This is a genomic window from Klebsiella sp. Sb-30, from assembly GCF_057652795.1.
The window spans coordinates 3,066,449-3,089,625 of the sequence record NZ_CM172749.1 but is presented as its reverse complement, the minus strand read 5'-3'; the positions used below and the strand labels follow the sequence as shown (position 1 = coordinate 3,089,625).

General features: G+C 57.2%; 24 protein-coding genes. 11 read left to right on the top strand and 13 right to left on the bottom strand.

Annotated features, from left to right (window positions below; all coding sequences use genetic code 11):
• Window positions 1-591, bottom strand: a complete 591-nt coding sequence (gene ribA / locus AC236I_RS14475; RefSeq protein ID WP_004861045.1) for a GTP cyclohydrolase II — start codon at window positions 589-591, stop codon at window positions 1-3.
• A gap of 163 nt (window positions 592-754) precedes the next feature.
• Between ribA and pgpB the strand changes: the two genes are divergently transcribed.
• From pgpB to yciH, 5 genes are all read left to right on the top strand, one after another.
• Window positions 755-1,522 (top strand): phosphatidylglycerophosphatase B, encoded by a 768-nt coding sequence (gene pgpB, locus AC236I_RS14470; protein WP_134936666.1) that lies wholly within the window; start codon window positions 755-757, stop codon window positions 1,520-1,522.
• Between the two features lie 135 nt (window positions 1,523-1,657).
• A complete protein-coding gene (locus AC236I_RS14465; RefSeq protein WP_004861050.1) occupies window positions 1,658-1,966 on the top strand; it encodes a LapA family protein in 309 nt (102 codons plus the stop codon).
• A gap of 6 nt (window positions 1,967-1,972) precedes the next feature.
• Complete coding sequence (gene lapB, locus AC236I_RS14460) at window positions 1,973-3,142, top strand: lipopolysaccharide assembly protein LapB (protein ID WP_004861056.1); 1,170 nt, start codon at window positions 1,973-1,975, stop codon at window positions 3,140-3,142.
• 190 nt (window positions 3,143-3,332) lie between these two features.
• Window positions 3,333-4,070, top strand: a complete 738-nt coding sequence (pyrF, locus tag AC236I_RS14455; protein ID WP_004861062.1) for an orotidine-5'-phosphate decarboxylase — start codon at window positions 3,333-3,335, stop codon at window positions 4,068-4,070.
• Window positions 4,070-4,396, top strand: coding sequence for a stress response translation initiation inhibitor YciH (gene yciH / locus AC236I_RS14450; RefSeq protein ID WP_048024421.1), 327 nt, complete (start codon window positions 4,070-4,072; stop codon window positions 4,394-4,396). Before pyrF ends, yciH begins: the two co-directional genes overlap by 1 nt.
• A 107-nt stretch (window positions 4,397-4,503) precedes the next feature.
• On the opposite strand, the gene osmB is transcribed toward yciH, so the two are convergent.
• From osmB to AC236I_RS14415, 7 genes are all read right to left on the bottom strand, one after another.
• Window positions 4,504-4,722 carry an osmotically-inducible lipoprotein OsmB gene (gene osmB / locus AC236I_RS14445; protein WP_015584565.1) on the bottom strand — a complete coding sequence of 73 codons (219 nt, stop codon included), beginning with the start codon at window positions 4,720-4,722 and terminating at the stop codon, window positions 4,504-4,506.
• A gap of 304 nt (window positions 4,723-5,026) precedes the next feature.
• Entirely contained in the window at window positions 5,027-5,776 is a 750-nt protein-coding gene (gene yciT, locus AC236I_RS14440) for a DNA-binding transcriptional regulator YciT (protein ID WP_004861071.1), read from the bottom strand.
• Between the two features lie 72 nt (window positions 5,777-5,848).
• Window positions 5,849-6,031 carry a YciZ family protein gene (locus AC236I_RS14435; protein ID WP_004861074.1) on the bottom strand — a complete coding sequence of 61 codons (183 nt, stop codon included), beginning with the start codon at window positions 6,029-6,031 and terminating at the stop codon, window positions 5,849-5,851.
• Between the two features lie 192 nt (window positions 6,032-6,223).
• Window positions 6,224-8,158 carry an exoribonuclease II gene (locus tag AC236I_RS14430; RefSeq protein WP_004861077.1) on the bottom strand — a complete coding sequence of 645 codons (1,935 nt, stop codon included), beginning with the start codon at window positions 8,156-8,158 and terminating at the stop codon, window positions 6,224-6,226.
• Between the two features lie 80 nt (window positions 8,159-8,238).
• Entirely contained in the window at window positions 8,239-9,396 is a 1,158-nt protein-coding gene (locus AC236I_RS14425) for a carboxymuconolactone decarboxylase family protein (protein ID WP_004861081.1), read from the bottom strand.
• A 330-nt stretch (window positions 9,397-9,726) separates the two neighbouring features.
• Window positions 9,727-10,515 (bottom strand): enoyl-ACP reductase FabI, encoded by a 789-nt coding sequence (gene fabI, locus AC236I_RS14420; protein ID WP_004861084.1) that lies wholly within the window; start codon window positions 10,513-10,515, stop codon window positions 9,727-9,729.
• A 220-nt stretch (window positions 10,516-10,735) separates the two neighbouring features.
• Entirely contained in the window at window positions 10,736-11,284 is a 549-nt protein-coding gene (locus AC236I_RS14415) for a HutD/Ves family protein (protein WP_015584563.1), read from the bottom strand.
• 216 nt (window positions 11,285-11,500) lie between these two features.
• On the opposite strand from AC236I_RS14415, the gene AC236I_RS14410 reads away from it, so the two are divergent.
• From AC236I_RS14410 to AC236I_RS14385, 6 genes are read left to right on the top strand one after another with little or no spacing between them, the layout of a single operon-like run.
• Window positions 11,501-12,358, top strand: coding sequence for a transporter substrate-binding domain-containing protein (locus AC236I_RS14410; RefSeq protein WP_015584562.1), 858 nt, complete (start codon window positions 11,501-11,503; stop codon window positions 12,356-12,358).
• Window positions 12,359-12,370: 12 nt separating this feature from the next.
• A complete protein-coding gene (locus AC236I_RS14405) occupies window positions 12,371-13,090 on the top strand; it encodes an ABC transporter permease (RefSeq protein WP_032717294.1) in 720 nt (239 codons plus the stop codon).
• Between the two features lie 9 nt (window positions 13,091-13,099).
• Window positions 13,100-13,831, top strand: a complete 732-nt coding sequence (locus AC236I_RS14400) for an ABC transporter permease (RefSeq protein WP_004861096.1) — start codon at window positions 13,100-13,102, stop codon at window positions 13,829-13,831.
• Between the two features lies 1 nt (window position 13,832).
• The gene (locus AC236I_RS14395; protein ID WP_004861098.1) at window positions 13,833-14,627 is read left to right on the top strand and encodes an ABC transporter ATP-binding protein; all 795 of its coding nucleotides are present in this window, start codon (window positions 13,833-13,835) and stop codon (window positions 14,625-14,627) included.
• On the top strand, window positions 14,624-16,144 hold the full coding sequence (locus AC236I_RS14390) for an HAL/PAL/TAL family ammonia-lyase (protein WP_015584559.1): 1,521 nt from the start codon (window positions 14,624-14,626) through the stop codon (window positions 16,142-16,144). Before AC236I_RS14395 ends, AC236I_RS14390 begins: the two co-directional genes overlap by 4 nt.
• A gap of 55 nt (window positions 16,145-16,199) precedes the next feature.
• Complete coding sequence (locus tag AC236I_RS14385; RefSeq protein ID WP_104896245.1) at window positions 16,200-17,627, top strand: purine-cytosine permease family protein; 1,428 nt, start codon at window positions 16,200-16,202, stop codon at window positions 17,625-17,627.
• Between the two features lie 30 nt (window positions 17,628-17,657).
• Here AC236I_RS14385 and sapF read toward each other — a convergent pair whose 3' ends face one another.
• The 5 genes from sapF to sapA are packed head-to-tail and all read right to left on the bottom strand — an operon-like array spanning window position 17,658 to window position 22,943.
• Window positions 17,658-18,467 carry a peptide ABC transporter ATP-binding protein SapF gene (gene sapF, locus AC236I_RS14380; RefSeq protein WP_004861112.1) on the bottom strand — a complete coding sequence of 270 codons (810 nt, stop codon included), beginning with the start codon at window positions 18,465-18,467 and terminating at the stop codon, window positions 17,658-17,660.
• A gap of 1 nt (window position 18,468) precedes the next feature.
• Window positions 18,469-19,461, bottom strand: coding sequence for a putrescine export ABC transporter ATP-binding protein SapD (sapD, locus tag AC236I_RS14375; protein WP_004861115.1), 993 nt, complete (start codon window positions 19,459-19,461; stop codon window positions 18,469-18,471).
• The gene (gene sapC / locus AC236I_RS14370; RefSeq protein WP_004861118.1) at window positions 19,461-20,351 is read right to left on the bottom strand and encodes a putrescine export ABC transporter permease SapC; all 891 of its coding nucleotides are present in this window, start codon (window positions 20,349-20,351) and stop codon (window positions 19,461-19,463) included. The genes sapD and sapC overlap by 1 nt, the downstream gene beginning before the upstream one ends.
• Window positions 20,338-21,303, bottom strand: coding sequence for a putrescine export ABC transporter permease SapB (sapB, locus tag AC236I_RS14365; RefSeq protein WP_004861121.1), 966 nt, complete (start codon window positions 21,301-21,303; stop codon window positions 20,338-20,340). Before sapB ends, sapC begins: the two co-directional genes overlap by 14 nt.
• Window positions 21,300-22,943: an ABC transporter substrate-binding protein SapA gene (gene sapA / locus AC236I_RS14360; protein WP_004861123.1), complete on the bottom strand. Its 1,644-nt coding sequence runs from the start codon at window positions 22,941-22,943 to the stop codon at window positions 21,300-21,302. Before sapA ends, sapB begins: the two co-directional genes overlap by 4 nt.
• Window positions 22,944-23,177 lie beyond the last annotated feature (234 nt).

Genomic DNA, 23,177 nt, shown 5'->3' with positions numbered 1-23,177 from the left:
TTATTTATTCAACAGATGCCCCATTTTGGCGGCCTTGGTGTCCAGATAGTGGGCGTTTTTCGGGTTGCGCCCGACAATCAGCGGCACGCGCTCAACGATATTAATCCCGGCTTCGCTGAGAATTTCCACTTTTTTCGGGTTGTTGGTCAGCAGACGCACCTGGTCGACGTGGAGCAGTTTGAACATATCTGCGCACAGCGTAAAGTCGCGCTCGTCTGCCGCAAAGCCCAGCTGATGGTTGGCTTCCACGGTGTCATAGCCCTGGTCCTGCAAGGCATAGGCGCGAATTTTATTCAGCAGGCCAATGTTGCGGCCTTCCTGACGATGGTACAACAGGATACCGCGCCCCTCTTCGGCAATATGCGACAGCGCCGCTTCGAGCTGAAAACCGCAATCACAACGCAGACTAAAAAGGGCGTCGCCCGTTAAGCACTCAGAATGTACGCGTGCAAGGACGGGGGACTGGCCCGAAATGTCGCCGAAGACCAGCGCGACATGATCCTGCCCGGTTGCCAGTTCTTCAAATCCCACCATCAGGAAATCGCCCCAGGGGGTTGGCAGTTTGGCTTCTGCCACACGTTTAAGCTGCATGTGATTCTCCAGATTCTGTCAGCACCTGAATGTGCTTTCTGTTTGGCGCTATTTTGCCACAGTGGCGCGACGTTCTCCTAATTACGCACGGCTGCCTGCGCGTAAAGCGCACAAACGTACCACTTTCCGTTATGATAGTCGGAAGAAGAGATAAGGAGATAAGATGCTGTCGATCGCCAGACGAACCGCCATCGGTGCGGCATTGCTTATGATTATGCCCGGGGTGGTGTGGGTATCCGGCTGGAAGTGGCAGCCAGACCTTCCGCAAGCATGGTTAAAACTGCTCTACTGGGTGACTGAAAGCGTGACCCAGCCGTGGGGCATCATCACCCATACGGTTTTATGCGGCTGGTTTCTGTGGTGTCTGCGTTTTCGTCTGCGCGCCGCCGTGATGCTGTTTGTGATTCTGGGGACGGCGATTCTGCTGGGGCAGGGCATAAAGTCCTGGATCAAAGAGCAGGTTCAGGAGCCGCGTCCTTTTGTGGTTTGGCTGGAAAAGAGCCGGCAGGTGCCTGTCGATCAATTCTACGCGTTAAAACGCAAAGAACGCGCTAAACTGGTGCATGAGCAGCTGGCGCAAGAGCAGGATATTCCTCGCTTCCTGCGCAAGCACTGGCAGAAAGAGACCGGTTTTGCTTTTCCGTCCGGGCACACGATGTTTGCAGCCAGCTGGGCATTGCTGGGTGTCGGACTGCTGTGGCCGCGGCGACGCTGGGTCACCATCGCCGCGCTGCTGACGTGGGCGACGGCCGTGATGGGCAGCCGGCTGGCGCTTGGCATGCACTGGCCGCAAGATTTGCTGGTCGCCACGCTTATCTCCTGGCTGCTGGTGACGCTGGCCACCTGGCTCACCCAGCGGCTGTGCGGCCCGCTGACGCCGCCGGGAGAAGAGGCGCAGGAGATTAAGACACGGACGATAAATCAGGGATAACGTTGATTTTCGCGCCTGACGGACGCATATCCTGACAGGGTGTCATGCTTTTCCATTTCACCGCTGCAGCGAAAATGATACTTTATAGGGCTGAACGCGGGATTTTTTCGCTCAACCCACAAAACGGGAAGTAGTGTGAAATATTTACTGATTTTCTTACTGGTATTAGCCATCTTCGTCATCTCCGTGACGTTAGGTGCACAGAATGATCAACTGGTCACGTTCAACTATTTGCTCGCGCAGGGTGAATTCCGTATTTCGACGTTGCTGGCAGTGCTCTTTGCCGCAGGGTTTGCTATTGGCTGGCTGATTTGCGGCCTTTTCTGGCTGCGGGTTCGCGTTTCTCTGGTTCGCGCTGAACGTAAAATAAAGCGTCTTGAACATCAGATTGCGCCAACCAACGCCGCGCCGGCCGACGCAGGTGTTCCTGCGGTGAAGGAATAATCATTTATGCTGGAGTTGTTGTTTCTGCTTTTGCCCGTTGCCGCTGCTTACGGATGGTATATGGGGCGCAGAAGTGCACAACAGTCCAAACAGGACGACGCTAACCGCCTGTCGCGTGACTACGTGACCGGGGTGAACTTCCTGCTGAGCAACCAGCAGGATAAAGCGGTGGATCTGTTCCTCGACATGCTGAAAGAGGATACCGGTACCGTTGAGGCCCACCTGACGCTGGGAAACCTGTTCCGCTCCCGTGGCGAGGTTGACCGGGCTATCCGTATTCACCAGAGCCTGATGGAAAGCGCCTCGCTGACCTACGATCAGCGGCTGCTGGCCGTGCAGCAGCTGGGGCGCGACTACATGGCCGCCGGTCTCTACGATCGCGCGGAAGATATGTTCAAGCAGCTGGTGGATGAAACCGATTTTCGCCTCAGCGCGCTGCAGCAGCTGCTGCAAATTTATCAGGCCACCAGCGACTGGCAGTCCGCCATTGATGTTGCCGAGCGTTTAGTGAAGCTGGGCAAAGAAAAACACCGGGGCGATATTGCCAACTTCTGGTGCGAGCTCGCGCTGCAGCAGATGGCGAACAGCGATATGGATAAAGCGATGTCGCTGCTGAAAAAAGGGGCCTCGGCTGACCGCAACAGCGCCCGCGTGTCGATTATGATGGGTCGGGTATGGATGGAAAAGGGCGATTACGCGAAAGCGGTAGAGAGCCTGGAACGGGTCATCAATCAGGATAAAGAGCTGGTGGGTGAAACGCTCGAGATGCTGCAGACCTGCTATCAGCAGCTGGGTAAACCCGATGAATGGGAGCTCTTCCTGCGCCGCTGCGTCGATGAAAACACCGGGGCAACCGCGGAGCTGATGCTGGCGCAAATTCTCGAACAGCGCGAAGGCGTGGAGGCTGCGCAGAGCTATGTTACCCGTCAGCTGGAGCGTCATCCGACGATGCGGGTCTTCCATAAGCTGATGGACTACCACCTTAATGAAGCCGAAGAGGGGCGCGCGAAGGAGAGCCTTGGCGTTCTGCGCAATATGGTGGGGGAGCAGGTCCGCAGTAAACCGCGCTACCGCTGTCAAAAGTGCGGCTTCACCGCCCACACTCTGTACTGGCACTGCCCGTCCTGCCGTTCGTGGTCAACGATTAAACCGATCCGCGGCCTCGACGGACAATAGTTTTTAAAACATCGCATTTTAGTTACAACATACTTATCGGTTTTTAGCGTTTGCCCGCTTTAACGTCAGCGCTGCCATCGTCCGCCAGGCGGTAAAAGCAGCCTGTCAATTTCCCTTCATCGCAGGTAGAATGCTGCCCGTTTACCTTTTTTGCGCCAAAACGGCGCCCATCAACAATTAAGGTCTGGTCATGACGTCTACTGCTTCATCTTCGCCTCGCGTTGTCACATCCTCTCCCGTTGTTGTTGCGCTCGATTATGATAACCGCGACAAAGCGCTGGCCTTTGTTGACCGCATTGATCCACGCGACTGCCGCCTGAAGGTGGGCAAGGAGATGTTTACGCTGCTCGGGCCACAGTTTGTTCGCGACTTGCATCAGCGTGGTTTTGAGGTCTTCCTTGACCTGAAATTTCATGATATCCCGAACACCACCGCGCGGGCGGTAGCCGCTGCGGCAGAGCTGGGTGTCTGGATGGTCAATGTTCATGCCTCTGGCGGTGCGCGAATGATGACCGCGGCACGTGAAGCGTTGCTCCCGTTTGGCCAGGATGCGCCGCTGTTGATTGCCGTGACCGTCCTGACCAGCATGGAAGCCAGCGATCTCCAGGATCTGGGTATTACGCTTTCTCCCGCCGATCATGCGGCAAAACTGGCGGCATTAACGCAGCGCTGCGGACTGGACGGCGTGGTCTGTTCTGCGCAGGAAGCGGCTCGCTTCAAGCAGGAGCTGGGGCAGGCCTTTAAGCTGGTGACGCCCGGCATCCGCCCGCAGGGCAGCGATGCCGGAGACCAGCGCCGCATCATGACGCCGGAACAGGCGCAGGCAGCTGGCGTAGACTACATGGTGATTGGTCGTCCGGTGACTCAGTCTGCGGATCCGGCGGCGACCTTACGCAGTATCAATGCGTCACTGAATAAGGGGGCATAATGACCGATTCTAATAGTCGTCTGGTGTACTCGACGGAAAGCGGCCGTATTGACGAACCCAGGGCGGTGGTTGAGCGGCCTAAAGGCGATGGCGTGGTGCGCATTCACCGTCAGACCAGCGGCCGCAAGGGGAAGGGCGTATGTCTGATCGCCGGTATTGACCTGGATGATGATGCGCTGACAAAACTGGCCGCTGAGCTGAAAAAGAAGTGTGGCTGCGGCGGGTCGGTGAAAGATGGCGTGATTGAAATTCAGGGCGATAAGCGCGATTTGCTCAAATCACTGCTGGAAGCCAAAGGCATGAAAGTTAAGCTGGCCGGCGGTTAATAAACAACAAGGCCACGGTAAATGCCGTGGCCTTGATTCTTTGCCGGTGCGTAAGTCTGTAAGTCTACCGATGCGGATTATTTTTTATCGTTGATCCGGTTCAGGCCTTATTTACCAACCTGGTGACCGATAATCCCGCCAACCGCTGCGCCGCCCAGGGTCCCCAGCGCGCTGCCATCGGTTAATACTGCGCCGCCGAGTGCGCCCGCGCCTGCACCGATTGCGGTATTACGATCGCGTTTAGACCAGTTGGAACATGCGCTCAGAGACATTACTACGGTAACGGCCAGCACAGCTGCAGCCATTTTTTTGCTCATTGAAGTCATCATAATTTTCTCCTGAATAATCTATTCATGGATACAACTTCCTTAAAGCATAGCGTGATGCCGGGTTTTAAGGGCTATTCCATGAAACTTAAGTTGCGCAGGTGTTACTTTAATCACGCGGGTGATAGTCACTTCCTGTTATATCGCTAACATTAATTCTACTTTTTTTAAATTTTACCGGCAGGTAAAAACTCTTAATTGCGGGCTCGGAAAACTCTCAGACAGGGAGTCATGCGGTCTGCGCCCACATGAGTGGGCGGCGGGGGAAGAAAAACGCTGGGCGAAAAAGAGAGTCGGGATGAGTTCAGGAAAAACTGACAATATCGACGGTGAGCCCGCTTTCTGTCAGCTGCTGGCGCGCATCATCGTGCAGACTGCTGTCGGTAATGATGCGGCTAAAACGCGCTACCGGACCGAGCGGATAAGGGTGCACGACGCTGAACTTCGAACTGTCGCTCAGGACAATCGCCTCACAGCCCTTTTCAAGGACGGCATTGACTACATCCGCACGCATCATATCCTTGCCGGTAAACCCGGTTTCCGGCTGCCAGCCATCGATGCCAATAAACGCTTTGCTGAAGTGGACCTGCTGAATAAACTGCCGCGTGAGCGGACCGACCATACTTTCGCTGCGCTTCTGGTAGATTCCACCGAGCAGAATGACCTCCCCGGGTGTCTCTTTAAGCAGATGCGCAATATAGCTGCTGACGGTGATGATGGTAATATCGCCGCGCTCGGCAAGCGTACGGGCGAGGAGGGCGTTGCAGCTGCCGTTTTCGATAAATACCGTCTCACCGGCGTTGACCAGCTCCGCGGCGCGCGTAGCCAGTTCACGTTTGATCGAGAAATGGGTCATCATACGGGTTTCGACATCTTCGCTATCCAGCGGTACGGCGAAACCATGAGTCCGGCGCAGATAGCTCTGCTTTTCCAGTAAATTCAAATCCTGACGAATCGTGACTTCAGAGACACCGGTCATTTTCGCGAGATCGGCCACGCTCATGCGGCCTTTATCGATGACCGTTTGCAAAATACTTTGTTGTCGGGCGTTCATAGCAACATCACAGTTAGGGGACTATTTTGGCTGACAATCGACATCATTGATCGATTGTGGCGATGTGGGCGATCAGATTTCCCAGGGCGCTTTAGGTTGGCCGGGTTTCGCTTCAGGCTCATCGGCAGAAAGCGCCTGAAGCTCCGCTTTGAGGATCTCCAGATTATGAATCGCAGAGTGATAATCTCCGGCAACCAGAATATCCAGCACGGTATCGATACGTTGGGCGAGCAGGCGGGCATTCAGATCAGACATAGCATTATCCTGGTTACAAAAACGAATGAAATCAATGATGCTAAAAACAGATGAAAAAGAGAAGAGAAAAAAACGCACAACGTAAATCATCTGCGATAGATAGTCAGGAAAACGAGGAAAAACGGGACAATATCAGACAACGCGGGGAAAAAATAAGCGGCCCCCGATAACGGGAGCCGCTGAAGACGGCTATCAGGCGAACGGACGCGCGATGACGCTGCGGGTTTCCATACGGACTTCGGCAATCTTGACGTCGATAACGTCAGTCACTTTGTAGACGGTTTCGCCTTTGATCTGCACGGTACCGTTTTCCTGGCTACAGACCAGCTCATCACGAACGGCGTGCAGGAACGGTGCCGGGATAAAGGCGACGGCGCCGTTATCCACCAGGCGAACGCGCATCCCGCCGCGGCTGATATCGATAATTTCCGCGGCATAGCGCGTATCGGTACCGGCCTGCGGGCTCAGATAACGGGCGTACAGCCAGTCACCAACATCGCGTTCGGCCATGCGGTTCAGGCGACGGCGCTCGGCCATCTGTACGGCAATCTCATCTTGCGGACGCGTTGCCGTTTCACCTTTGATGATCGCTTTCAGCAGGCGATGGTTAATCATGTCGCCATATTTACGAATCGGTGAGGTCCAGGTGGCATAGGCTTCAAGGCCAAGGCCAAAGTGCGGACCCGGTTCGGTGCTGATTTCCGCGTAGGACTGGAAGCGACGAATGCGGCTGTCGAGGAAACCCGACGGCTGGGCATCAAGCTCGCGACGCAGTTTGCAGAAACCCTCGAGGGTCAGCACTTCAACCGGATCAACGTGGACGTCGTGAGTCTTCAGCAACGTTGCCAGCTGTTCGGTGTTGGCCGGATCAAAGCCGGTATGCACGTTATAAACACCAAAGCCCAGCTTGTCGCGCAGAACGCGGGCCGCGCAGATGTTTGCCGCAATCATTGATTCTTCGACAATGCGGTTAGCGATGCGGCGCGGTTCGGCAACGATATCCAGCACCTCGCCTTTCTCACCCAGCACGAAACGGTAGTCAGGACGGTCCTTGAATACCAGCGCATGGGTTTTACGCCATTCGCTGCGGCGCAGGCAGACATCCTGCAGCAGTTTGATCTGCTGAGCGATAGACTCGCTCTCAGGCTGCCAGCTGCCGGTATTTTCCAGCCAGTCGGAGACGTTGTCGTAGGCCAGCTTGGCTTTTGACTCAATAGTCGCGGCGAAGAATTCGATATCGTCTTCAATCGTGCCGTCAGCCGTCAGGATCATGCGGCAGGCGAGGACCGGACGCACTTCGTTGGCGCGCAGAGAGCACAGGTCGTCAGACAGCTCGCGCGGCAACATCGGGATGTTAAAGCCCGGCAGATAGTTGGTGAAGGCGCGAATTTTTGCCGCTTTGTCCAGTTTGCTGCCTTCGGCAATCCAGGCGGTCGGATCGGCGATAGCGACGGTCAAATGCAGCTTGCCGTCGGCGGCGGCTTCGACATACAGCGCATCGTCCATATCTTCGGTGCTGGCGCTGTCGATGGTGACGAAGTCCAGCGCCGTTAAGTCACGACGTTCCAGACCTTCATCCAGCAATTCGGTCGCCACGCCGTCCGGGGCTTCTTTTTCCAGATTGTGGCGAGCCAGCGTGACCCACCACGGAACGAAATGATCGTCGCTGAAGGTAATAAACTGGGTTAATTCGGCATAAAAACCGCGGTCGCCTTTCAGCGGATGACGGCGCATTTCAGCAACGGCCCAGTCACCCTCTTTAAAATCATGGCTCACGCTACGGTCGGCGCGGCAGGGAATAGCGTCTTTCAGCAGCGGATGATCGGGAACGATGGACAGTCGGTCATCTTTCTTATGCACTTTACCGACGAAACGGGTCAGGAAAGGTTCAATCAACTCTTCCGGCTCGGCGCTTTCACGTTCTTTTTCAGTGTGGATCACGGCGCTGATACGGTCGCCATGCATCACTTTTTTCATTTGCGGCGGCGGAATAAAGTAGCTTTTCTGCGCATCAACTTCGAGGAAGCCAAAACCTTTTTCCGTCCCCTTCACGACCCCTTCAACACGAGGAGTCTGGGAATGCAGTTGCTGTTTAAGCTGCGCTAGCAGCGGGTTGTCCTGAAACATAATTAGGTATTTTCGTGGCTAAAAGAGCGGCTGACATTTTTACGCGATAATGCCTGTTGCAGCAAGCGATGTTTGGCATTTTACGTCTGTTGACGAACGATGCCGAGGGCGATTTTCAGACGATTCATCCAACCACACGCACCGCTCCACGCCAGAATATCGATAATCTGCGCATGGGAAAGCCCCTGTTCAGCGAGGGGCGTTAATTGCGCCGCGCTGAAACGGTCGGGCGCCCGGGTCAAAAGCTGTACCGCCTGCAAGATGACGCGCTCGGTGGGATGGCTTGGTTCCCAGGCTTCTGGCGTACGCTCATCGTGGCGTAATGCATCAGCAAGCTGCGGGGAAACGGATCCGCTTTCGGCCCAGGCGTTAAAACAGCTGGCGCTACCGTTGATGCGCGCGGTCATCAGCGCCACCAGCGAAGCAAAAGGCTGATTTACGCTTAATTGGGTGAGTAATTGATGCTGGGCTTTGAGTATTGTTTCGTGGGCTGCAAGCAGCGGCGCCAGCCCGGACAGGCCAGGATGCGGTAGCCAGTCGGCCAGCAGCACCTGGCGTTCGTCATTGGCATAGCGGAGATCGGTATCGTTGATGTCGGGTGTCCAGGTCAGCTGACCGATCGTAAAATCGTCTGCCGGCGCATCTTCCTGCTGCGGCATTCCCGGCATCCAGCGCACCGGAAAGCCGAGGCCGGCGTGAAACGCGGCAATTGCGCGCGCCTGGAAACCGACAAAACCGACAATCTGATTAATGAGGATCATATCGCGGCTGGTTAACCCGACCTCATCCAGCTGGCTGCGGGAAAGGGTGTTAATGACCGAAGGCGAACCGGCCAGCTGGCGGGCATATTGGGTCATTTGCGCCAGTCGGCGATTGCTCTCACGTGAAGAGTCCGGTCCCGGCAGCGGCGCCAGCCGGGCGGCATAGTGATTACACAGTCGCTGCACGCCATACACCTGAGCGACGGTCAGCGCGGTGCTCAGTCGGTCATAAGCGCTAACGGTTTGTAAGCGATTGACGACGACGGAGGCAGGGAAGAGCGCGTCGGCCAGACATCGCGCTGGCGTCAGCCAGCCCGCATGGGCGTGAAGCCACTCTTCCGGTAACGTCAGATCGAGTAAAAAGCGATCTTCGACATGGGCGGCTTCAGGGACGAGCGGCAGCACATCCACCGGGCAGATTGTTGACTGGGTTTCATGATACCAGTGGTTTTTGCCATACACGCGGCGTTGCTCCATGGGCGTTCCTTGATCGGTATGTGGCGAGCCGCACTTCCGTCGGCCATATATGCATAACTATCCTGGCGTAACCCTGGAGCGGGAGAAAATATTGATACGTGCTAACAAATAGCTGTTTGGAATAACAGGGGTGAATGTAGGTTTCTGGAATGCAGGGAATGCAGGGAATGCAGGGAATGCAGGGAATGCAGGGAATGCAGGGAATGCAGGGAATGCAGGGAATGCAGGGAATGCAGGGAATGCAGGGAATGCAGGGAATGCAGGAAATGCAGAGAAGAGCGGGATGCCGCGAAGGCAATCCCTCCTCACGGGGTGAGGAGGGAAAGGAACTTATTTCAGTTCCAGCTCGTTCATTGCCGCGATGCTGAAACCGCCATCGACGTGAACGACTTCACCGGAGATACCGGCAGACAGGTCGGAGCACAGGAAGGCTGCGCTGTTACCCACGTCTTCGATAGTCACGGTACGGCGAATCGGGGTAACCGCTTCGCAATGCGCCAGCATTTTACGGAAATCTTTAATGCCGGACGCTGCCAGCGTACGGATTGGACCCGCAGAGATGGCGTTAACGCGCACGCCTTCCGGACCCATCGCGTTTGCCATGTAGCGCACGTTCGCTTCCAGAGACGCTTTTGCCAGACCCATAACGTTGTAGTTAGGAATCGCACGCTCTGCGCCCAGATAGGAGAGCGTCAGCAGCGCGGAACCCGGGTTCAGCATACCGCGGCAGGCTTTCGCCATCGCCACGAAGCTGTAGGCGCTGATATCGTGAGCGATTTTGAAACCTTCGCGGGTGACCGCGTTGACGTAGTCGCCGTCCAGCTGGTCAGCCGGTGCGAAACCGATTGAGTGAACGAAGCCGTCAAATTTCGGCCAGACTTTAGTCAGTTCAGCGAACAGAGAGTCGATGCTCTCATCTTCAGCCACGTCGCACGGCAGTACGATGTCAGAACCCAGTGCCGCGGCAAATTCTTCCACACGACCTTTCAGTTTTTCGTTCTGATAGGTGAACGCCAGTTCAGCCCCTTCACGGTGCATTGCTTGCGCAATACCGTAGGCGATGGACAGTTTGCTGGCAACGCCAGTGACCAGAATGCGCTTACCGGAAAGAAAACCCATAGCTTTAATCCTTATCGTTATTGCTTATTTTTACTTTAACAATCATGGGGTTAAGGTTGTTATTTCAAAATAACTCAAATTTAGCCGAGAATTATATCCCACTGACGACCCCTTGTGTCACGATATTTTCGTGCCTTAACACGTAATGACGACCAGACACACTCCAGTATATCACCGGATATCAGGCTCGTTTTACGCCTCTTGCCCGGCGTTGTGCGGGCTAACGACGGGTGATACCGGTCAGCAAAAGCCGGGCATCAGGCGAGAGTGGAATCAGGGCCCCGGGCGACTGGCTCTGCCACCAGAGCCCTGAGCGCGCGTCATAGCGTTCGCCGGCAAGCTGCCAGCATCCCTGAAGTACCCAGGCGATGCCTTCGTTACCGGGATGCTGTTCACCGGAGACCACGCTGACCTGCGCAGCCGCGCGGGTGCGTTGCGTCATAATGTTAAAATCCAGCCCCGGTGCGGAAATGCCTTCGCTACCCAGCGCCCATTCGCCGGAAAATGCCCACGGCTCCCAGCGTCTCAGATGATGATGAATCCCCTCGCCGCGAAGCCAGAGCGGCTGGCCCTCAATTAAGGTAATGATCCGGTCAATGCCGCTGAACCGGGAAAACGGTCCGTCGTGCTCCAGCGTGGCAATGCTGGCTCGCCACAGAAACGGGGCATCGGCGTCAGGCGAGGGCACGCTGACAATTTCGCGGGTTTCGCCGCCGCCGTTTTTCCACGGAGTCCTCGGCAGGGAAGAGAAGTTAAAGGGAGTTATCATCGCAGTTTCACCATCGCTTTGTCGCTTTGTGTAAAGTTTTAGCTACACACAATTTTCAATTCGATTACAAATTATTTACAGTGCAGCTCACAAATCCATCATCAGGAGGGTGTGCTGATTTGTCAATGCTTGTATATACATGCTCTGTCATCTGAATTTTACGTCCGGCTGGCACCGCCAGAGCGGCATGACTTAAATGAAATCAGGAGAATTATCATGAAGCAGAGCATCACTTTTCGCCAGGTCTGTCTGACAACCCTGTTTTCAGGACTTTTGCTCTGCGGCAGTACGGTCAATGCCAAAGAGTGGAAGTCCATCACCATCGCAACGGAAGGGGGTTATGAACCCTGGAACCTGACGCTGCCGGGCGGCAAGCTCAGCGGCTTCGAACCAGAACTGATGGCTAATCTCTGCCAGCGCATGGGCATTGAGTGCAAGCTGGTGGTGCAAAACTGGGACGGGATGATCGCCGGACTCAACGCCGGGAAATACGATGTGATTATGGACGCCATCGTCATCACCCCGGAAAGAAAACAGGTGGTCTCCTTCACGGTCCCCTATGCCGCAACACCGGCGTCATTTATCGCGGTAAAAGGCACGTTGCTGCCGCCGGCGACCGGAGCCAACCACACCATCAAGCTTAACGATGATGAAAAAGAGATTCAGGCGGCGATTGCGCCATTAAAAGCGGCCCTGAAAGGAAAAACGATCGGTATCGCTTCCGGCACCGTTTATACCCCGTTCATCGACAAATACTTCAAAGATGTGGCCGATATTCGTGAATACAGCAATTCAGCGGACGCTATTTTGGATCTCCAGGCCGAACGTATTGATGCCGTCTTCGACGATATTACCTTCGCCAACACCACCCTTGCGCGTCCGGAAAACAGCAACCTCAACTTCAGCGGCCCGCAGCTGAGCGGCCCCATCTGGGGCGAGGGCGAAGCGATGGGCGTTCGTCACGCTGATGTCGATTTAAAAGCGAAGCTGGATACCGCGATTCAGGCCGCGCTGGCGGACGGAACGGTGAAAAAGCTGAGCGAAAAATGGTTTAAAAGCGATGTCACGCCATAAGTGAGGTTGAAGATGCTTAGTCTGCTGAGTTTTGGTGAGAACGGTTGGGGAACGCTCATCCTGAGCGCGACGCTGACCACGCTGCTGCTGTCTCTCGCCGCGTTAGCGGTCGGCGCCGTGGTCGGCGGCATGATTGCCGCAGCAAAGCTGTCGCCACACGCCCCCGTGCGCTGGTTCGGCTCCGCCTATTCGGTGGTATTCCGCGGCATTCCTGAGCTGCTGGTCATTTACCTGTTCTATTTTGGCGGGTCTGGACTGGTCTCGGCGATTGGTCAGCTGTTTGGCGCCGACGGCTTTATCGAGGTCCCGCCGTTTCTGATTGGCTCGCTGGCTATCGGCTTAATTTCCGCCTCTTATCAGGCTGAAGTTTACCGCGCGGCGCGCCTGGCGCTGATGCCCGGTGAAGTCGAGGCGGCATCGGCAATCGGCATGCCGCGCTGGCGGATTTTTCAGCGCATCATGCTGCCGCAGATTGCCCGCTATTCGCTGCCTGGGTTGTCAAACGTCTGGCAGATGAGCCTTAAAGATTCGGCGCTGGTCTCGGTGACGGGGATTGCGGAGCTAATGCGCGCCAGCCAGATCGCCGCTGGCTCCACCCGCGAATACTTCCTGTTCTATGTGATTGGCGGCGGCTGCTACCTGATACTCACCCTGGTGTCCAACCGGGCGTTTATTCGGGCGGAACTTCGCCTGAATCGCGCCTGGCTGCGCCGTACCGCGGCTCAGGCTTAAGGAGAATTTATGTTTATCGACGTTGCCTTTCTCAGCGATACCTTCCTCAAGCTCTGTGCCGCGCTGCCGGTCACGCTGGGGCTGTTTATCTGCTCCTTTCTCTGCGGCGGCGTACTGGCGGTGGGGGTTCTGGCGCTGCGCATGAGCCGCTGGCCGCTGCTCAGCAGTGTTGCCAAAGGTTACATTCTGGTGTTTCGCGGTTCGCCGCTGCTGATCCAGCTGTTTCTTATCTATTACGGGCTGGGGCAGTTTGGCGTGATTCGCCACAGTTTTCTGTGGCCGCTGCTGCGCGAGCCGTTTATCTGCGCGGTGCTGGCGCTGGCGCTGTGTACCGCCGCCTACACCGCGGAAATCCTGCGCGGCGCGCTGCTGGCGGTGCCCTCTGGCCAGATTGAAGCCGGACAGGCATGCGGGATGTCCCGTTTTCTGCTGCTGCGCCGCATCATCGCCCCGGTGATGCTGCGCTATGCGCTGCCGGCCTACTCAACCGAGGCGATTTTGCTGGTGAAATCCACCGCGCTGGCCAGTCTGGTGACGGTGTGGGATGTGACCGGCGTGGCGCAGCAAATTATCCAGAGAACCTACCGGACGATGGAGGTCTTTCTCTGCGCCGCGGTTATCTATTTGCTGCTCAACTTTATCATCGTACAGCTTTATGCGCTGCTTGAGCGTCGTCTGACGCCGCATACCCGGCAAACCCCGGCCACCGTCGCACTCAAACCGGCCGCCAAAGGAGAATAGTATGCACGATCCCCGTCCCGTGACGCTGTCCGTCAGCGATATCCATAAATCCTTTGGTTCACTTGATGTGCTGAAGGGAATTTCTATCCAGGCGCAAAAAGGCGATGTGATCTCGATTCTGGGCGCCAGCGGTTCAGGTAAGAGTACGCTGTTGCGCTGCATCAACCTGCTGGAAACACCCGATGCGGGCGTGGTCAGCGTGGGGGGTGAAACCATTGAGATGAAACACCATGCGCGCGGCCACCGTTTAGCGGCCAACCCTAAGCAGATCGAACGTCTGCGTTCGCGGCTGGGGATGGTGTTCCAAAGCTTTAACCTGTGGTCGCATATGACGGTGCTGCAAAACGTGATTGAAGGGCCGCATTACGTCTTAAAACGCAGTAAGCAGGAGTGCATTGAACAGGCGGAGCAGCTGCTCGATCGCGTCGGCATGTTGAACCGCAAGGATTTTTACCCGGCCCAGCTCTCGGGAGGTCAGCAACAGCGCGTGGCAATAGCCCGGGCGCTGGCGATGGATCCGGAGGTGATGCTCTTTGATGAGCCGACTTCGGCGTTAGATCCGGAACTGGTGGGCGAAGTATTAAAAGTGATGCGCAGCCTGGCGGAAGAGGGGCGCACGATGCTGGTGGTCACGCATGAGCTAGGCTTTGCCCGCCATGTCTCCAACCGCGTGGTGTTTATGCATCAAGGCACGATTGATTGCGACGGTGCGCCGGAGGCGCTGTTCGGCGCGCATGGGTCGCCGCGTTTTCAACAGTTTATTTCCAGCCATCACCAACCAGGACAATCCGTATGAACCAACAGGTGCTGTGGGGCGACGCCCCGTTATGCTGGCAGGAGGTTGTGCAGGTCGCCAGAGGCCAGGCGCAGCTGGCGCTCAGCGCCGGCGCCTGGGAGCGCATCGCACAGGGGCGAGCGATTGTTCAGCATATTATCGACGCGGGGCAGATAGCCTACGGGATTAATACCGGCCTCGGAGCCTTGTGCAATATCACTCTGCCTGAAGAGCAGCTGAGCCAGCTATCGCGCAATACGCTGTTGAGCCACGCCTGCGGCGTCGGCCCTCTGCTGGACGACGCCCAGACGCGGGCCATTATGTGCGCCGCCGTCGCCAACTACAGCCATGGTAAGTCCGGGATTTCCTGCGCCATCGTGCAACAGCTGCTCGCCTTCCTGAATCAGCAAATCACGCCGCAGGTGCCTTCGCAAGGTTCGGTGGGCTATCTGACGCATATGGCGCATATCGGCCTGGCGCTGATGGGGATCGGCGAGGTGAGCTGGCAGGGGCGGGTGGTTCCTGCTGCCGAAGCGCTGGCGCAGGCGGGACTATCCGCCATTTCGCCGGGGGCAAAAGAGGGATTAAGCCTGGTCAACGGGACGCCGTGTATGACCGGAATGGCCTGTCTGGCCCTCGACGACGCCAGCCAACTGCTGGACTGGGCCGACGTCACCGGTGCGATGAGTTTTGAAGCGCTGCGCGGACAGATCGTGGCGTTTGACGCCGAGATCCTGGCATTGAAGGCCAGTCCTGGCATGCAGCACAGCGGCGCCCGATTGCGCCAGCTGCTGGCCGACAGTCCACTGTTGAGCGCCAGCCAGGGGATACGTACCCAGGATGCGCTCAGTCTGCGATCTATGCCGCAGGTACACGGCGCCTGCCGCGATCAGTTCGATCATGCCGAGCGGCAAATTAACACCGAGCTGAACGCCTGTACGGATAATCCCTTGATTCTCGGCACCCTCGAGAACTGGCGAGTGGTGTCGCAGGCGCATCCGCATGGGGAATCGGTCGCCATGGCCTGTGATGTGCTGGCGATTGCGATGGCCGAACTGGGCGCGATTGCCGAGCGGCGTCTGGATCGCCTGGTCAACCCGTTAATCAGCGGCCTGCCGGCGTTCCTGGTGGCCAAACCCGGGGTGAACTCCGGGATGATGATCGCCCAGTACGTCGCGGCCTCGCTTTGTGCGGAGAACAAGCAGCTGGCGCAGCCGGCGGTGCTTGATAATTTTGTGACCTCGGCGCTGCAGGAAGATCACCTGAGCCTCGGGACCGGCGCATCGCTCAAGCTACAGCGCCTGCTGGCCAACCTGTATCAAATTATGGCTATCGAGTATCTGCTGGCCGCTCAGGGGCTGGAGTTTCATGCTCAGGACATGCTGGCAGCCGGCACGCGTCACGCGCTGGCGCTGCTGCGACAGCGCGTGGCGACATGGGAAGACGATCGCTGGCTGGCGCCAGAAATCGCCAAAGCGGTGGCGACCATCAAAAGCCATCGGGCTGACTGGATGGCATCGCGCCTGAACGGTCAATAGCAACAGAATAAGAAAATAAAACACAACAATAACAATAATCTATAGCGAGGAAATAATGTCTTCTTTTTCACCAGCCGACCGGCAGTCAACCCAGCGCGAACAGGGGGTAACGGAAACGCGGTCGATCGATTATATTCCTGACCGCGAACGCCACGGGCATCCCTTTAGCCAGTTTACGCTGTGGTTCGGCGGTAATCTGCAGATTACCGCCATCGTCACCGGTGCGCTGGCGGTGGTGCTGGGGGGCGATGTTGTCTGGTCGCTGATTGGGCTGTTGGTGGGGCAGGTGCTTGGCGCGGCGGTGATGTCCCTGCATGCGCTACAGGGGCCGCGCCTGGGGTTGCCGCAGATGATCATCAGCCGGGCGCAGTTTGGCGTGTTTGGTGCCGTGGTGCCGCTGGTGCTGGTGTGCGTGATGTATGTCGGCTTTTCGGCCAGCGGTACCGTACTGGCCGGTCAGGCAATGGCAAGGCTGCTGTCGATCTCTGACGTGGCCGGCATGTTGTTGTTCAGCGCGATTATTATTGTGATTGCCGTGCTGGGCTATAGGGTCATCCATAAGCTGGGCAAAGTGGCGAGCGTGGTCGGGGTGCTGGCGTTTGTCTATCTGTTCGTGACGCTGCTGCTGTCCGCCAATCTGCCGGCGATCGCGCAGAATAACCATTTTTCTCTGCCGATGTTTTTACTGGCCGTGTCGTTATCATCGTCGTGGCAGATTGCGTTCTGCCCCTACGTTTCCGATTACTCTCGCTATCTGCCGCGCAATGTCTCGGGCGCGAAAACGTTTTTGTGCGTCTTCAGCGGTACGGTGCTGGGGACTCAGGCATCGATGACGCTAGGCGTTCTGACGGCGGCTATCGCCGGCAGCGCGTTTTCCGGCCATGAAGTGAGCTTTATCGTCGGGTTAGGCAAAAGCCAGCTGATGGCGATGGTGATTTACTTTGCGATCTGCTTTGGCAAAATCACCTTTACCACCCTGAACGCCTACGGCAGCTTTATGTCGCTGAGCACCATCGTTTCCGGATTTCGCCGTCAGGCTTCGCTGTCGAAGCGGGCGCGTATTCTCTTCGTGGTGCTGATGGTGGCTATCTCATGCGTGATTGCGTTGTTGAGCGAGCCGGCGTTCTTAAAGAACTTCACCCATTTTCTGCTCTTCCTGCTGGCGTTTTTCGTTCCGTGGAGCGCCATCAGTCTGACCGACTACTATCTGATTTCCGCAGGCGCCGTGGATATTCCCGCGCTCTCCGATCCGCAACAGCGTTACGGATACTGGAACATCTACGCGATTGTCGTTTATGTGGCCGGCGTGCTTATCCAGCTGCCGTTTATTGAGAACCCGCTGTATCACGGCTCGCTGACGTGGCTGTTTGCCGGCAACGATGTCTCCTGGATTATCGGCTGGTTCGGGACCGGGGCTCTTTACTACGCGCTGCGTCGTTTTGATCGTCGCGTGCTGCCGACGCAGAGCGTGTTCCCGGACTAGGGCCGATGGAGCTGCTGCCGGCGCGGACGGTTATTTACCGTCTTTGCGCCAGGCATCGGCGGTCAGCGCCTCGCCAAAGTGGCCGGCAATCAGACGTCGGGTGAGGTCGTGCAGCGGTGACGCCAGCACATCGGCAGTACTGCCGCGCTCGACGACCTCGCCCTGATGCATCACCAGAACCTGGTCGCTGATATGCTTCATCATCCCCAGATGCTGGGTCACGTAGATATACGAAATCCCCTGTTTCTCCTGTAACTCCAGCATCAGGTTGATCAGCTGCGAACGCATTGACATATCCAGCGACGCCAGGGCTTCATCACAGATGATCACTTTCGGACGCAGAATCAGCGCGCGCGCGAGGCCCAGACGCTGCTTCTGGCCGGGAGCCAGCATATGTGGATAGTAGCTCACGTGGTCCGGCAGCAGGCCGACCATTCGCAGCGTCTCAATAATCTGCTTCTCCCGCGCCTCTGGTTCGAGGTCGGTATTCAGGCGCAGCGGGAAGTCGAGGATCTGCGAAATACGCTGCCGCGGGTTCAGCGAGGTCGACGGGTCCTGAAAGATCATGCGGATACGCTGACTGCGGAAAGAGTAGTCGCCAAACGTCAGCGGATGATCGTCAATCAACAGCTCGCCGGATGTCGGTTCGATCATGCCCGCCAGCATTTTCGCCAGGGTCGATTTTCCTGAACCGTTCTCGCCGATAATCGCCAGCGTCTGGCGTTCGCGCAGCGTAAAACTGAGCGGTTTCACCGCTTCCACCATCTGACGACGAAACCAGCCGGTACGGTAGCGAAAGGTCTTACTCAGATTACGGACTTCGAGCAATGTTTCGACCATTTCACTCTTTCTCCATGTTTAGCGGGAAATGACAGGCATACAGATGCGTTCTGGCTCCGGTCAGGCGCGGCGTTTCAATGCATTCACGCTGCGCGTAGGGGCACCGCGGTCCAAGACGGCAGCCGATCGGCAGCTGCTCGAGCAGAGGGATGGCTCCCGGCAGCGTATTCAGGCGGCTTTTATGCGGGAGCGCGCTGCCAAAATCCGGGATCGCGCGGATTAATGCCTGGGTATACGGATGATGAGGCGTTGTCACCAGCTCTTCGCTGGGCGCCGTTTCTACCGTTTGTCCGCAGTACATGACATTGATTTTATCCGCCCATTTGCTGAGCATCTGCATATCGTGGCTGATCAGCAAAATGGTGGTGTTATTGTTCTGATTCAGACGCGTAAGCAGGCGGATGATTTGCGCCTGGGTTGTCGGTTCCATGGCGTTGGTCGGCTCATCGGCGATCAGCAGACGCGGCTGGTTGGCGAGGGCGATGGCAATCATCACCTTCTGACACTCCCCGTCGGTTAATTCGTAGGGAAAACTGCGCATGGCGTCTTTGTGATCTTTAATCCCGACACGATGCAGCAGTTCGATGGCCCGGCGTTTTCGCCAGCCGATACGCTGCCACCAGCGGCCTTTAAAAGTCCAGCCGGGGATATTCTGCATTAACTGCAGGCCGATACGCTCCGACGGATCGAGACAGGACTGTGGCTCCTGAAAAATCATCGACACGTTGTGGCCAATCAGCTTGCGGCGTTCGCGGCTGGAAAGGCGTAAGAGATCGATATCATCGAAACGCATACGGTCGGCGGTGACCCGCCAGTTGTCTTTGGTGACGCCACAGATCGCTTTGGCAATTAAACTTTTACCGGAGCCGGATTCGCCCACCAGGCCGCGAATCTCACCTTCCGCAAGGGTCAGGCTGACGCGGTCGACGGCTTTGACCCAGCCCTCGTTGGTTTTGAACTCAATGGTCAGGTTGCGAATATCAAGTAACGGCATTATTCCACCCCGGCGATAATGGCGCGGCGGATCCCGTCGCCCAGCAGGTTGACCAACAGGACGCTAATCATAATCGCCGCACCGGGCAGCATTACCGTCCATGGCGCGACGTAAATCAGCTCCAGCGCGTCGCCCAGCATCGCCCCCCATTCCGGGGAGGGAAGCTGGGCGCCGAGGTCGAGAAAGCCCAGGGCAGCGATATCGAGAATCGCCATGGATAATGCGCGGGTGATCTCCGTGACCAGCCCGGAGGCGATATTCGGCAGCACCGCAAACCAGAGAATATTTAATGTCGACGCGCCGTCGAGACGGGCGGCGATGACGTACTCTTTTTCCAGCTCATCATGCACCATGCTGTAGACCGAACGCACGATACGCGGCAGCAGCGCCAGCCAGACGGCGAACATCGCGTGGCTCAGATGCGGCCCGGCGAAAGCCACGACAATAATGGCCAGCAGCAGCGACGGAATCGACAGCAGGGTATCGAGGATATGGTTCAACATCGCCGACAGCAGGCCATGGGTTGAGCCGGCGACGACGCCGAGCACCAGGCCAAACAGCGTCGCCGCGAAGGTGACGACAAAAGCGCCGCCGACGGTCGGCGCCGCGCCGCTCAGCAGACGGCTCAATACATCGCGACCGAGATCGTCGGTCCCGAGGAAGAACGACACTTCGCCATAGCGCGACCATGACGGCGGCAACAGCTGGTAGCCAAGAAACTGCTGATCGATACCATAAGGGGCAAACCAGCCGCCGAAGACGCACAGCAGCACCAGACCCGCGCAGCCGTACAGGCCGATCATCGCAGTCGTGTCGCCGTAGAATTTTCGCCAGACGGTACGCAGCGCCCCGGGCGGACGCTTTTCCAGATACACACTATCGTAGGGCATACCATTCCTTATGTTTCAGCGGGTTAGCCATCGCACCCAGAATATCTGATATCACGTTGACGGTAATCACCAGTGCGCCAATGACCATCACGCCGGCCGAAATGGCGGCGTAATCCTGCTGGCGAATCGCGTTTATCAACCAGCGACCGAGCCCCGGCCAGCTGAAGACCATTTCAGTGATCATCGCCAGGGTCAGCATGGTTGAAAACTGCAGCCCAAGACGTGGGATCACCGGCGGCAGAGCGTTGTGCAGCACGTGGCGGTGTAAAATCGTACGTCGCGACACGCCGCGGGTAGCCGCCGCCTTCACGTAGTTGGTGTCATACACTTCGCTGGTGCTGATGCGCATCAGGCGGATCACTTCGGTGGTGGGGGCGACCGCCAGCGTCAGTACCGGCAGCACCATATGGCGAACGGCGCTGACGATCATCTCATGGCGCCACGGCGAATCGGACAGCCAGGCGTCAATCAGCGCAAAACCGGTAACCGTTTTCACTTCGTACAGCAGGTCGAAGCGCCCGGAGACCGGGAACCAGCCGAGGGTCAGAGAGAAAAAGAGCGTCAGCAGCAGCGCCAGCCAGAACACGGGAATCGAGAAGCCAAGCAGCGCGAGGGCGCTGATCAGCGTATCGGGCCACTTGTTGCGCATAATCCCCGCCAGCATACCGACGGGGATACCCACCAGCAGCGCGAAGCCAAACGCGAGGATACACAGCTCCATGGTGGCAGGGAAAACCTCTTTCAGCTGTTCGGAAATCAGCTGACCGTTAATGCTGGAGACCCCGAAGTCCCAGTGCAACAGCCCGCTGAACCAAAACTGCCAGGCGTTCCACAGCGACGCGCCCTGCAGCGGGGCGTGGGGGGTAAAATAGCTCAGGCTGAAGCCGACGAAGGTCAGGAAAAAGAGGGTGACCAGCAGCAGCAGCAGGCGGCGCAGGGTAAAAATAATCATGGTTTTTTCACCTCGTCTTTTTTCTCCCGCGAGACGCCCGCAAAGGAAGCGTTGCCAAACGGACTCAGTATCAGACCTTTCATATCATAGCGGTAGGCCTGCAGACGCAGCGATGACGCCAGCGGCAGCACCGGCAGGTCGCGGGCCAGGATATGCTGCGCCTCTTTATAGGCTTCAATGCGCGACGCCAGCTGCTGCGAGCGCAGGGCCTTTTGCAATACCTCGTCAAATTCGCGATTGCACCAGTGGGCGAAGTTGGTCTGTGAGGCAATGGCCGCACAGCTCAGCAGCGGGCGGAAAAAACTATCCGGGTCGTTGCTGTCCGTGGCCCAACCGGAGAGCGTCAGATCGTGGTTCATGTCCATCAGCCTGGCCTCCTGGAAACGGCCTTCGACCGGTACAATAATCACCTTCACGCCAATTTGCGCCATGTCCGCCTGAATCAGCTCGGCGGTTTTCAGCGGGCTGGGGTTCCAGGCCTGTGAGCTGGTGGGCACCCAGAGCTTGAGCGTCAGCTTTTCCAGCCCCAGCGCTTTGAGCCGCTCGCGCGCTTCTTTTGGATTGTATTCGGTAATTTTAGCGTCGTTATCGTAGGCCCACGAGGCGCGCGGCAACATCGACGCGGCTGTTTCCGCCGTACCGTAATAAATAGACTGCATCAGGCGTTGGTTGTTGATAGCCAGCGCCAGCGCATGGCGAACTTCCGGTTTATCCAGCGGCGGCCGGGCGGTATTGAACGCCAGCCAGGCGATATTCATTCCCGGGCGTAGCGTCAGACGCAGACGGGGATCGTCGCGTAAAATGGTCAACTGGCTGGCGGCAGGCCAGGCCAGAACGTCGCACTCCCCGGTGAGCAGTTTCGACAAGCGGCCGGTACCGCCGGAACCGAGGTCGACCACCACCTGCGGCATCAGCGGTTTGCCGCGCCAGTAATCCGGATGGCGCTGCAGGCGCACGTATTGCCCGGCGCGGTACTCTTCCAGCTGGAACGGACCGGTACCGACCGGTTGACGGTCAAGCTGTTCCGGACGATCGGCTTTGGTCAACTGCGCGCCGTATTCCGCAGACATGACCGACGCATAGTGGGTGGCCAGGTGCCAGAGGAACGAGGCATCCGGCCGCTTCAGGCGAAATTCGACGGTTTGGTTGTCCAGCTTACGCACGCTTTCGACGCTGTCGGCGAACTGTAAGCTGTCGAAATAGGGGAAGCTGCTGCCGTTGACGCTGTGCCACGGATCGTCGCGGTTAAAAATACGACTGAAGGTGAAAATCACATCGTCAGCGTTAAAGGCGCGGGTGGGTTTAAACCAGGATGTCGACTGGAAAGGGACGTGGCTACGCAGATGGAAGCGGTAAGTCGCGCCGTTATCCAGGACTTCCCAGCTTTCGGCCAGCTCAGGGACCAGACGGTAGGTATAGGGATCGACATCCAGCAGGCGATCGTACAGCTGGGCGGCTAACGTGTCGACAATCAGACCGCTGCTGACTTTCTGCGGGTTAAAGGTATTAACCTGACCGCTGACGCAGTAAACAAAGCCGCTATCGCGAATATCGGCATTCGCAGGCAGCGTGGGCGCGGCAACAGCCTGCCCGCACAGCAGCGATGCTACCGCCAGGAGAGAAGATATTTTCAGGCGCATAATGTTTTTATGATGATAGAGCGGTGCTCTATCTTATTAATATTGAATGACATATTCCATCACCTTCAACGCTCACAGGGACAATATCACGACGGCTGCGCCGCCGTGCTGTTCCGCAGGTTCGAATGCATACCACACCGCTACTTCGAGTATACCTCGTAAAACCACCAGGCGTTTTTATCCTCCATCTCCCTGAATAAACGGACAAAGCGTACGAGAGCACGGGTTGCGCCG